The sequence below is a fragment of the Variovorax sp. M-6 genome, from assembly GCF_052114385.1.
In the GTDB taxonomy this organism is placed as follows: domain Bacteria; phylum Pseudomonadota; class Gammaproteobacteria; order Burkholderiales; family Burkholderiaceae_C; genus Variovorax.
In genome coordinates this window covers 1-11,202 of sequence record NZ_JBFREQ010000069.1, presented here as the reverse complement: position 1 = coordinate 11,202, position 11,202 = coordinate 1, and the positions used below count along the sequence as shown (strand labels likewise).

The window sequence follows — 11,202 nt, the reverse complement described above, 5'->3', positions numbered from 1 at the left end:
GCCAGGCTCGGCCTTGCCGCTGAAGGTCGGGCGGTTGTCGTCGGTGGTCTCGCCGCTGACCAGCGGGCCCTGCTTGGCACCCACGTCGTCCTTCACCTCCAGGCCGCTCACCGCATCCGGCGCCTTCGTGTCGACCACGAAGTTCCAGATCCCGGTCGCATCGCTGGTCTGGCCCACCGGGTTCGTCGCCGTCGCCGTCAGGTTGTGCACCCCATCGGCCAGGTTCACGCCAGGCGTGAAGCTCCACTTGCCGCTCGGATCCGCCTTCACCTCGCCCAGCAGCGTCGCGCCGTCATAGATCTTGACGGTGTTGCCCGCTTGCGCCGTACCGATGAGGGTCGGCGTCGCGTCGTTGGTCACTTCGCCCTTCTGCAGCATGTGCACCACACCCACGTCGTCCTGGACGTTCTCGATCACCGGCACTTCCGGTCGGCCCGTGTCCACCGTCACCGCGTACGGCGCGCTCGGGCTGGTCTTGTTCCCCGCAGGGTCCATCTCCACCGCCGTGAACTCGTTCAACCCCGACGCCAGTGGTGCACTCACCTGCAGCGACCACTTGCCGTCTGCGCCCACCGTCGCGCGGCCCAGCTCGCGGCTGCCCACCCCGTCCTTCACCGCCACGATGATGGTGTCGCCCGCCGTGCCCGTGCCATGGATCAACGGTCGGCTGTCGTCCGTCGTCGCGCCCGACGCCACGTTGCCCGTCACCAGGCCCACGTCGTCTTCCACACCCGTGATCGCCAGATCTTTCGCGTTCGGCGGCGTGTAGTCGGTCGTCACCGTGAACTTGTCCGAGGGGGCGCTGGTGTTGCCCGCCGCGTCGGTCGCCGTCACCGTGAACTCGTGCTTGCCTTCGTTCAGGCCGGTCGTCGGCGTGTAGCTCCAGTCACCGTTCGCGCCGGCCTTGACGCTGCCCAGCAGCTTGCCGCCGTCGTACACCGTCACCGTGCTGCCCGCTTCGGCCTTGCCAGACAGCGTCGGCGACGGGTCGTCCGTCGTCCCGCCATTCACCAGCGCACCCTGCACTTCGCCCACATCGTCCGTCACCGCGCCGATCGTCGGCGCCACAGGCGCCACCGTGTCCACGCGGAAGACGAACGCAGGCGTCGGGTCGCTCTTGGTCCCCGTCAGATCCTCGGCCTGCGCCGTGATGCTGTGCGCGCCCTGCCCCAGGTCGACCGTGGGCGTGAAGCTCCACGTGCCGTTGGCTTGCACCTTCGCCGTCCCCAGCACGTTCGCGCCGTCCATCACCGTGATGGTGCTGCCGGCCTTGCCCGTACCCTGGATCTCCGGACGCGTGTCGTCCGTCACGCCGTTGGGCGTGATGTTGCCCGTCACGCTGCCGATGTCGTCCTTCACCTGCGTGATCGACACCACCACGCCCGAGGTGTCCACCGTCACGGTCACCGGCGTGCTCGATGCGCTCTCGTTGCCCGCAGGGTCGGTCACCTTGGTCGTGAAGCTGTGCGGGCCGTCATCCAGCGCCTTGSCCGGCGTGAAGCTCCAGTTGCCGTTGCCGTCAACGTCCRCYTCGCCCAGCTTGGCCGCGCCGTCGTACACCGACACCTTGCTGCCAGGCTCGGCCTTGCCGCTGAAGGTCGGGCGGTTGTCGTCGGTGGTCTCGCCGCTGACCAGCGGGCCGGTCTTGCTGCCCACGTCGTCCGTCACCACCAGGTCCTTCACCGCGTCCGGCGCCTTCGTGTCGACCACGAAGTTCCAGATCCCGGTCGCATCGCTGGTCTGGCCCACCGGGTTCGTCGCCGTCGCCGTCAGGTTGTGCGCCCCATCGGCCAGGTTCACGCCAGGCGTGAAGCTCCACTTGCCATTGGGCTCCACCTTCACTTCGCCCAGCAGCGTCGCGCCGTCATAGATCTTGACGGTGTTGCCCGCTTGCGCCGAACCGAAGATCGTCGGCGTCGCGTCGTTGGTCACCTCGCCCTTTTGCAGCATGTGCACCACACCCACGTCGTCCTGGATGTTGTCGATCACAGGCACTTCCGGTCGGCCCGTGTCCACCGTCACCGCGTACGGCGCGCTCGGGTCGGTCTTGTTCCCCGCAGGGTCCATCTCGATCGCCGTGAACTCGTTCGCGCCTTCAGCCAGCGCCGTTTGCACCTGCAGCGACCACTTGCCGTCCGCGTCCACCGTCGCGCGGCCCAGCTCGCGGCTGCCCGCCCCGTCCTTCACCATCACGATGATGGTGTCGCCCACCGTGCCCGTGCCATGAATCAACGGTCGGCTGTCGTCCGTCGTCGCGCCAGGCGCCACGTTGCCCGTCACCAGGCCAATGTCGTCTTCCACACCCGTGATCGCCAGCTTGCTGGCATCCGGCGGTGTCAGGTCCACGCCGAACTCGAAGGGATCCGAAGGCTCGCTCTCCTTGCCGGCCTTGCTGGTTTCCGTGATGGTGATCGAGTGCGGCCCCTCGGCCAGGTCCTCGGTCGGGGTCAAGGTCCAGTGACCCTTGTCGTCGACAACGACCTCGCCGATCACCTTGCCGTTGTCGGAGACAGTGATGGTATTGCCAGGCTTGCCATTGCCGGTGAATTCAGGTTGGGCATCGTCCGTGACGCCGCCCTTGGAGATCGGGCCGGTGATCGCTCCGATATCGTCGATCGCACTCTCCAGCCCTTGGCCATCGCCCACACCGGGCTTTGTCGGCGTCGTCGTGTCGACCTCGAAGACGAAGGGATCCGAGGGCACGCTCGTGTTGCCGGCCTTGTCGGTTTCCGTGATGGTGATCGAGTGTGGTCCGTCTTCCAACTTGCCGGTCTTGTTCGGGTTCTCGAGGGAGAAAGTCCAGTCACCCTTGCCGTCGACGACGGCCTGCCCGAGCACCACATTGTTCTTGTCGTAGATGGTGATCGTGTTGCCGGGCTCGCCCTTGCCGAAGAATTCGGGGAAGCTGTCATCGGTGACGCCACCGTTGAGGATCGGGCCGACGATCGTTCCGACGTTGTCGATCACGCTTTCCAGACCCTCGCCATCGCCCAGTTTGGGCTTGGTCGGCGCCGTCAGATCGACGCCGAACTCCAACGGGTCCGAAGGCTCGCTCTTGTTGCCGGCCGCGTCGGTTTCCGTGATGGTGATCGAGTGCGGCCCTTCGCCGAGCTCCTCGGTCGGGGTCAAGGTCCAGTTGCCATTGCCGTCGACAACGACCTCGCCGATCACCTTGCCGTGATCGGAAATGGTGATGGTGTTGCCAGGCGTGCCCTGACCGAAGAATTCGGGGCGCGTGTCATCGGTGAAGCCCTTGTCCGGAATCGGACCGGTGATCGTGCCGACGTTGTCGATCGCACCCGCCTGCTTCGGCGCAGGGAGCACCTTGGCCGGCTCGGGTTCGGGCTTGACATCGAGAGGTGGGACCCAGCCCGAAGAACCCTGGCTGGTCGACGCAATGCCGCCCGCCGCCAAACCACCGAGCATGAGCAAGGGCCAGAAGGCACCGAAGTTGCCGTCGTCACTGCCGGCAGCACCTGGAGCGACCGGATCGCCAGCCAGCGCAACCGCCGTCATGTCCCCGTTGGCCAACGAGAAGATCGCGCCCGCCCCATCGGTCCGGCCATACGCATAGAGCTGGCCGTCCTCCGCAACGCCGAACAGGCCCGGAGGCTCGGCCAGCAAGAAGTAGCCTTCCAGAATCAAGGCTGGGCTGGTTTCGCCCTCCAGCGTCAGCTGGAGGTCATCGCCGACACGTGTCAGGGTGGCGTTTTCCGGCGCAACGCCGCTTTCGTCCTTGAGCAGGTATTTGACGTTGGGCAAGGCCTTGACCTTGACCGGCGACTTCCCGTCCAGGGCGACCGCCTCGCCCGCGCTCTTGCCATTTTTGTTGATAACAACTGCAGTCTTTTTTGAAGCCACTGGATACTCGCGCCTAATGAAAATGAAATGAAATGAAATGAAATGAAATCGAAATTCGTTTTCAACGGCAGATGCCGGGCAATAAAGACCCGGCAGAATCGCCGTTGAGCCCCAACCGGATTCGAGTGAAAGCACCATGCTTTGAAAGCGGTGACGCTTGCGCGCTCGCCGCCCAATCGATCGAGTCGAAGTTGCACTGCGCAATTCGATTCGGTGGTGAAGCAGATTGAAGGCACCGTTGCCGATGCCGTTGTCGCGAGATTCCGAGCCCTCTCGGACCACACTCTTCACCCAGGTTGGGCCCCGGGACTTTAGTAAATGTGGCTTCAATAAGAAATGAGAAAACGCTGCGGCCGCTTTGTGAAAAGTCCGAGATGACGCACTTCTGACGTACGCCGTGACGAAATGCCGAGTCGAATGCCGAGCGACAGTCGCTCGCGGCCACTGCGAAGGACCGCACACGCCTAACAAAAAAGATGCAACCCGCCGACGTCAACGATGCGTTGGATCGTGATCGGTCGCACGACACCGTCTCACCGTCTTGATGCAGATGAAATGCGGACTCGCATCAATGCGGACAGAAGCGAGATCGAAGTGGTGGCCGAGGCAGACTCGCCGGACAAGCTGTTGTCAGCTTTGCGCTTCACGCCCTGCGATCTCCTCATCACCGATTTCTCGGTGCCGGGCGGCGAGGCGGCAGACGGCCTCGGCTCGCTTCAACGCATTCGCCGCGGCGGCCCCCTCAGGCCTTGTGACCCTGCAGGCGAATGAATTCGGACGCACGCTCAAGCACCGACACCAGTTCATCTCTTGCCGAACGGTAAAGGCCAAGGAGGGCATCCTTCGGCCCGATCCCTTCGGCCTCTTCCGATCGCTCGATGGCCTGCAATGCACCGACCACCTTCGTTTCGCCGAGTTGATGGCAGGCCGAGCTCAGTCGATGTGCCAACTGCCGCAGTCGAAGGTGGTCGCCACTCTCGGCCGCTTGATCCATTGACTTCAGATCCTGCTCGGTGGCGGCAACGAAGATACGGACCAACCCGGCGACCTTGTCCAACCTTCCCCCGCACAATTCGGCGAGTGCCGGGTAGGGGGGCGACGGGCTCGATGCCCCGGCATCGGACACGCCGGATGTCGCCGCCTGCTGCGCCAGGACGTCTGCCAACGCCTGCCTGAGTTCATGAAGCTGCAAGGGCTTGGACAGATAGGCATCCATGCCGAGCGCGAGACAACGCTCGGCTTCGTCTCGCAATGCATTGGCCGTCAACGCGACGATCGGCAATCTCGGCAGTCCCAGACTCGCCTCATGAGCGCGCACCCGCTTCGTCAGGTCGTAGCCGTCGAGGCGCGGCATGTTGCAATCGGTCAGCAGCAGCGCATAGCTCGCGCCGGGCGCCATGAGCTTCTCCCAGGCTTGTTCGCCGTCTTCGGCGACGTCGCATTCGATACCGATCTTTGCGAGTTGCAGCGTGATGACCTCGCGATTGACCTCATGGTCTTCGGCGAGCAGCACCTTCCGCCCTCTGCCGATCGGCATCGCCGCCTCGGCGGTTCCGGCGGTCGAGCTGGCCGGGGAGAAGATCGGACTCGCCGCCGGCGTGCGCGCCGGCAGCGAGCCGGCGGCGGGTATCCAGGGTCGGAGCGGCAAGGTCACGGTGAACCGGCTGCCTCGGTCGAGTTCGCTGTCGCAGCGGACTGTGCCTTGCATCAACTCCACCAACTGCTTGACGATGGTGAGTCCCAGACCGGTGCCGCCGTAGCGCCGGGTGGTGGCGATGTTCGCTTGTCGGAACGGCTGGAAAAGCGATTCGGTGGCGCGCGGGTCGATGCCGATGCCGGTGTCCTCGACGGTCAGCTGCAGCAAGCCGCCGGGGCCCTTGCGAGCGCCGACCTTGACGCCGCCTTGACTTGTGAACTTGACGGCATTGCCGATCAGATTCGTCAGGATCTGCCGCAGCCGCACGGAATCGCCGACGATGAATTTCGGTATCTGCCCATCGACACTGAATTCCAGGCTGATCGCCTTGCGCTTCGCTTCCGGAAGCAGCGTGGCGCAGACATCCTCGATGAGACTGGACAGCGACAGCGCCCGGTGCTCGACGTCGAGCATGCGCGCCTCGATCTTCGAGAAATCGAGGATGTCGTTGATGATCGTGAGCAATGCCACCGACGATTCCCGGCTGCGCAGCAGCATCGCCCGCTGCTCGTCCGCGAGCGGCGTGTCGAGGACCAGATCGATCATCCCCAGCACGCCATTGAGAGGCGTGCGGACTTCATGGCTCATCATGGCGAGGAACTGGCCTTTGGCGTCCAGCGCCGATCGCGCCTCCTCGGCCTTGGTCATCAGGTTCGCCTTGAGCTCCTCGTCCTTGGTGATGTCCTTGGCGATGCCGGTGAACGAGACCAGCATCGAGTCGCTGCCCGCCTCCGCGCCGGTCGTCACGCTGCCTCGCACATCCACCGTACGCACCACGCCGTCACGGTTGCAGATGCGGAACTGATCGCGGTAGGCGCCGGTCCCTTTCCGGTAGGCCTGGTCCAGCGCGACGGCAACTCTCCTGCGATCATCCGGATGCAGCAGCTTGAACATGTCGCGATAGCTGAGGTCGGCGTCGCGGCCGCAGATTTCATGGATCCTGGGGTCGGCCACGATGAGCGTCGCCCCCAGTTCGCGGCCCGTTGGCTCGGCACCCTTGCGCAATCGAGTGACCGAACGCCACACGCCCAGCCCGCCGCTGCTCAGCGCGAGTTCGAGTTCGAGCTGTGATTCCTCGAGTTCCGCCAGCACCCGTTCGGCTTGCAGCTTGGCCTCGTTCACCGCGAGTTCGCCCATGCGGCGTTCGGTGATGTCCCGGTTGACGCCGATCAGGTGATTGTTTCCCCTGCGCAGTCGATTCGGCGATGAAAAGCCCTCTATCCAGCGGATCGCCCCTGAATCGTCGACGACGCGAAACTCGTAGGCTGAGACGCTCTTGTGCGTGATTGCGCGTTCGACGCGTTGCTTGATGTCGTCCCTGTCATCGGGATGCATCCGGGCATAGACCATCGACACGTCGAGGCTGTCGCCTTTTAGTCCGAGCACCTGGCGGCAGCGCTCGTCGGCCTGGAGTTCGTCGGTGCTCAGGTCCAGTTCCCAGGTGCCCATGCGCGCGGCTTCCAGCGCGATGCCGAGCCCGTCGTGCGCATCCTCGAGCTGGCGCTGCAGCAGCTTTTGCTCTGTGACATCGATGGCCACGCCGACCACGCCGCGCAGCTTTCCGCGGCGATCTCGGACTGGCCGCTTGCGCGTCTGGTGGCTGCGGACTGCGCCGTCGATCGTCATCTCTTCGTGGTAGGTGCGCGCCTCTCCGGACGCCATGAGCTCCTTGTCCTGAGACACGAAGCGATCGTGAAGCTCGGCTCCGAAGAGCTTCATGTCGTCCTCGCCGATCACGGCGACCTTGTCGATATGAAATGTCCGCTCGAACTCCGCGTTCACTTCCCGGTAGCGCAAATCGGTGTCCTTGAAGAAAAGGACATGGGGGACGGCATCGAGGATGGCGTGGAGTTCGTCGTCTCGCCGTTGGCTGGTGCGAGAGCGGACGAACAGCATGACCGACAGGGCGACGATGGAGAACGACAACATCGCCATCCAGAACCAGTGCAGTTCGATGGCCATCGGCTGGCCAAAGAAATAGCTGGCAATACCCAGCAAGCCGATCAACGCCATCAGGGCGGTGTTCGAATTGAGGCCCCGCGCAAGCAGGCCGACCTTGGAAACCATGGAATCTCCACCCCGAGTTGACGGGCACACCGCGCGAGACTAATCGATCCCCGTTCAAAGCTCCAATTGGAGACGCACCTCTTCCTTCGGGGCGCGATTCCTGGTCGACCCGGATCGCGGAACGCGTGCGCGGTGTTGCTCGGTGGCTGGCCGCGGCAAGCGCCGCAACTGATAGCCGACGTCGCCCAGGGCGTCGAGGGCCCAGCCGTTCGGTTCATGCAGTTGGATCGCGACGCGCAGGTCGTCGACCGTGCAGGCGATGTTGTCGATGCGATGCCAGTTCGCCCCGCGCTCGCTCGTAGGCAACATGCGCTTGAGCCACTTTCTCGTGACCGGGCGACCGATGCTGAAGAAGAACTCGAGCGCGACATCGAACGCCACGGGATCCAGCTTGACCTCCTCGCCGGCGAAGGAGACGGTTTTTTCGATCGGATGGAACGCATGGCCACCCCACGAAAACGGTGCCTGCGTGCCTTCGAACCCGTGAGAGTTCAGAAAAGACAGGATCGCGCCATAGAGATCGCCGAAGTAGCGCGGCGAAGCGGTGTCGATGTTGTCGACCGTCGCACCGCGATTTCGCGCGCGCCCGCGCGGTTGCAGAGGCGCATGGAGCACCCGCGCGTTCGGGCCGACCGCGGCGCGGGCGCTCGCCATGACAACACGCCCAAGACTGTCCGTGTCAGGCACATCGCCGAGAAGCAGCATGTCGAGGGTCGACGCCGCGGGACCCATCGCAGTCAGTTCGTCGAGACTGGCGAACACCAGCGGTGCATAGCCGAACGAGCGCATGACGCGTCGAAGGTATTCGCGCGAGCGGGGGCCATAGGCGAGCACCCCGGCTCGTCGCAGAGCGGCCGGGCGCGTCATGGCGCAACCGCACCGGCAGCCGGACCACGGCTGCCAGACTCGAAGCGAGCGGGTGCGGCTGGCGCGTCCCGTTGCACGGCGGCGACCGTCCATCGCGACGCGCTCTTGGTGGGCGAGCGGCGTTCGTTCAGAAAGACCGCATGGGTGCGTGCGAACTGCGTCCACTCCGCGTGGTCGAAGACCTCGAGCGAACCCCGCATGCCGAGGCCGATGAGGGCCGCCAGCGAATAGTCCTTCCAGGACCCATAGTGCGCCCGGGCACGCGTCCTCAGCGCTCCGAGGATTTCCTCTGCCGACGGCTTCGACACATGGCCGACCGCGCAGGCCAGGCGCACCAGATAGGCGAGCTGCTGGATGTCCCAGGCGAGAACGCTCAGGTGGTCGTTCCGAAGCTCGTCGACGTGCGTGATGTGGGCGCGAAGCGCCATGAACCGGCACGTGTCCTCGATCGCCGCGTATTCGTTGGAGTCGACCCGTTCGCCCGTGAGCCATGCGGCGATGGCGCGCTTCTCCGGCGGCGACATCTTTCCCAGGCTCTCGCGGCGAGACTCGATCATGCGAAGGCAGTCCGCCCGCGTCTCGACCCCCCAGTGCTCGCGAAGAACCCGCCCGATTCGGCGCTCGGACAGTGAACTCCCGATCTGGTTGAAGTTGTCGCGCATGAGCAGGGCGAAGTTGCCGCTGAGCAGGCAGCCGAACAACTGCTCGGGCGACATTTCTTCCTTCGGCTTGAACGCGATGGCTCGCGTCCAGGACGCCATGGACGGACCGAATCGTCCGCGCACGAAGATCCAGATGACAACGCCCCAGATCAGGGCCGCGGTAGTCAAGGCCGTCATGTTGGCTCCCTTGAGGCATGCGGATCACGCATGCCCCGTTCATTTGTGGATGGATGCCGACGCGGCGGTCGGCGGATGTCGGTCGGCCTGCAATTTCGTCGAGGCCACCTGACCGAAAGTGCTTGCGATCGGCCTCTGATGGCGGCTTCCAAGATCGACAGGAAGGCAGCAATGGATCGTACGGAGCGCATCGATGGCGGTACATCAGAAACGTCCGAAAGCGCCAAGCGAAACGTCACCTGAAGTACTACAGCACCATGCCTACCGTTGGTAAGCCCCGCGCGCGGCACATGGCCCACGCCAAGCGATCGCACGACAAAAAAAAGGAGCGTCACGCTCGGCGTGACGCTCCTTTTCATTCAGCTGGACGCCGGCTTACCAGTGGAAGCCGATGCCTGCGCTCACGCCGGCGTTGCCGCGCGTGTTGACCGTGCCCGCAAACTTGGTGACCCAGCGGCTGTTCTCCGACACCTTGGACACACCGACGGCCAGGGCCGACTCGCCGGCCATGTTGCTCAGCGCGGCCGATGCCATGCCACGCCCCGGGATGATCGACTGCGGCAAGGTCGCCACCGCCATGGCCGATGCGGCCGCTGCGTTGGAATCACGCTTGACGCTGGCGATTTCCGACTGCACCTGGTTCACGCGCGCATCGGTGTAGGCCTGGCCGCTTTCCGCGACGGAATCGAGCTGACGCTTGTTGACCGCATCGGTGCCCATGACGGCATCCGCCACGTTGGCGATCGCACGCTCGTTGCCTGCCGAGCCGACGGACACGGTGTTCTCGCGATTGCCGGTCGTCGAGCCTGCGCCGATCGCCACGCTGTTGCTGGCCGAAGCCGTCGCGCCGGCGCCGATCGCCACCGCCTTGTCGCCGCTGGCCACCGCCGCCTGCGTCGTATCGCCGCTGGTGGCCACATGCGCGTTGGCCTGCGAGGTGCTCGTGACCTTCTCGACCTCGGTGATGCGATCTTTCGCGGAGTCCATCGTGCCGGCCAGGCCGCTGAGGGCATCGGCCACGCTGCGGTACGTGGCGTTGTTCACCGTGTAGCTCGGTGCCACCATCTTGCCATTGGCATCGATCGTGGCGCCGCCACCCAGCGAGGACGCGACATCGCGCAACTGCCCGACGTTGGCCGCATCGGTGTTCGCCATGCCGGCGCCGACGTTCTGCAGCAGCACTGCAGCGCCGCCCTGGTTGAAGGTCACCGCGCCGCGGTTGGAACCGGCGTCGTAGGTCACCGCGTCGAGCGTGTTGCCGCCGGCGTCGACCAGGCCGGCCTTCTGGAGCTGACCCACATTGACCGCATCGGTTTCAGCCTTGCCCGCGGCCACGCCGCTCAGCACGCGATCGCCATCCGTGCCAGCGAAGCTCACCGACGTGCCGGCCTTGTCGCCTGCCACCGTGATCGCCTTGGTCGTCGCGTCCTGCTTCACCAGACCGACTGAACCGCTGTTCATGTTGTTGGTCAGGTCCGCTACCGAGCCTTCGACGGTCGAGACACGGCCGTCGAGCTTGGTGATGGCCGTCGTGTTGCCGGCGATGTTGGTCGTGTTGGTTGCGATGTTCGCCGTGTTGGCCTTCACGTTCTCGTTGGTCGCATGCAGCTGCGAACCGTTCACCGCTTCGCGGCTGGTTTCGCCCAGCGTACCGTCCTTCACGCCGCTCAGGGTGCGTGCGCCGGCCGTGCCAGTGAAGTCCACCGACGTGCCCGCCTTGTCGCCGGCCACCGTGATCGCCTTGGTCGTCGCGTCCTGCTTCACCAAGCCCACCGAACCGCTGTTCATGTTGTTGGTCAGTTCCGACACCGAGCCTTCGACGGTCGTGACACGGCCGTCGAGCTTGGCGATGGCCGTCGTGTTGCCGGCGAT

General features: G+C 64.9%; 6 protein-coding genes. 1 reads left to right on the top strand and 5 read right to left on the bottom strand.

Going from position 1 to position 11,202, the window contains the following annotated elements:
- Positions 1 to 4,191, bottom strand: a 4,191-nt coding sequence (locus tag AB4Z46_RS34730; RefSeq protein ID WP_442288101.1) for an Ig-like domain-containing protein, incomplete at its 3' end; no start/stop codon positions are given.
- Between the two features lie 168 nt (positions 4,192 to 4,359).
- Here AB4Z46_RS34730 and AB4Z46_RS34725 point away from each other — a divergent pair.
- Complete coding sequence (locus AB4Z46_RS34725) at positions 4,360 to 4,632, top strand: hypothetical protein (protein WP_442288100.1); 273 nt, start codon at positions 4,360 to 4,362, stop codon at positions 4,630 to 4,632.
- On the opposite strand, the gene AB4Z46_RS34720 is transcribed toward AB4Z46_RS34725, so the two are convergent.
- The 4 genes from AB4Z46_RS34720 to AB4Z46_RS34705 all read right to left on the bottom strand — a co-directional run.
- The gene (locus AB4Z46_RS34720; protein ID WP_442288099.1) at positions 4,604 to 7,624 is read right to left on the bottom strand and encodes an ATP-binding protein; all 3,021 of its coding nucleotides are present in this window, start codon (positions 7,622 to 7,624) and stop codon (positions 4,604 to 4,606) included. The genes AB4Z46_RS34725 and AB4Z46_RS34720 overlap by 29 nt on opposite strands.
- A gap of 54 nt (positions 7,625 to 7,678) precedes the next feature.
- Entirely contained in the window at positions 7,679 to 8,491 is an 813-nt protein-coding gene (locus tag AB4Z46_RS34715; protein WP_442288098.1) for a hypothetical protein, read from the bottom strand.
- Positions 8,488 to 9,330 (bottom strand): DUF1266 domain-containing protein, encoded by an 843-nt coding sequence (locus AB4Z46_RS34710; RefSeq protein WP_442288097.1) that lies wholly within the window; start codon positions 9,328 to 9,330, stop codon positions 8,488 to 8,490. The genes AB4Z46_RS34715 and AB4Z46_RS34710 overlap by 4 nt, the downstream gene beginning before the upstream one ends.
- Before the next feature lie 375 nt (positions 9,331 to 9,705).
- A partial coding sequence (locus tag AB4Z46_RS34705) for a YadA family autotransporter adhesin (protein ID WP_442288096.1) occupies positions 9,706 to 11,202 on the bottom strand: 1,497 nt, incomplete at its 5' end.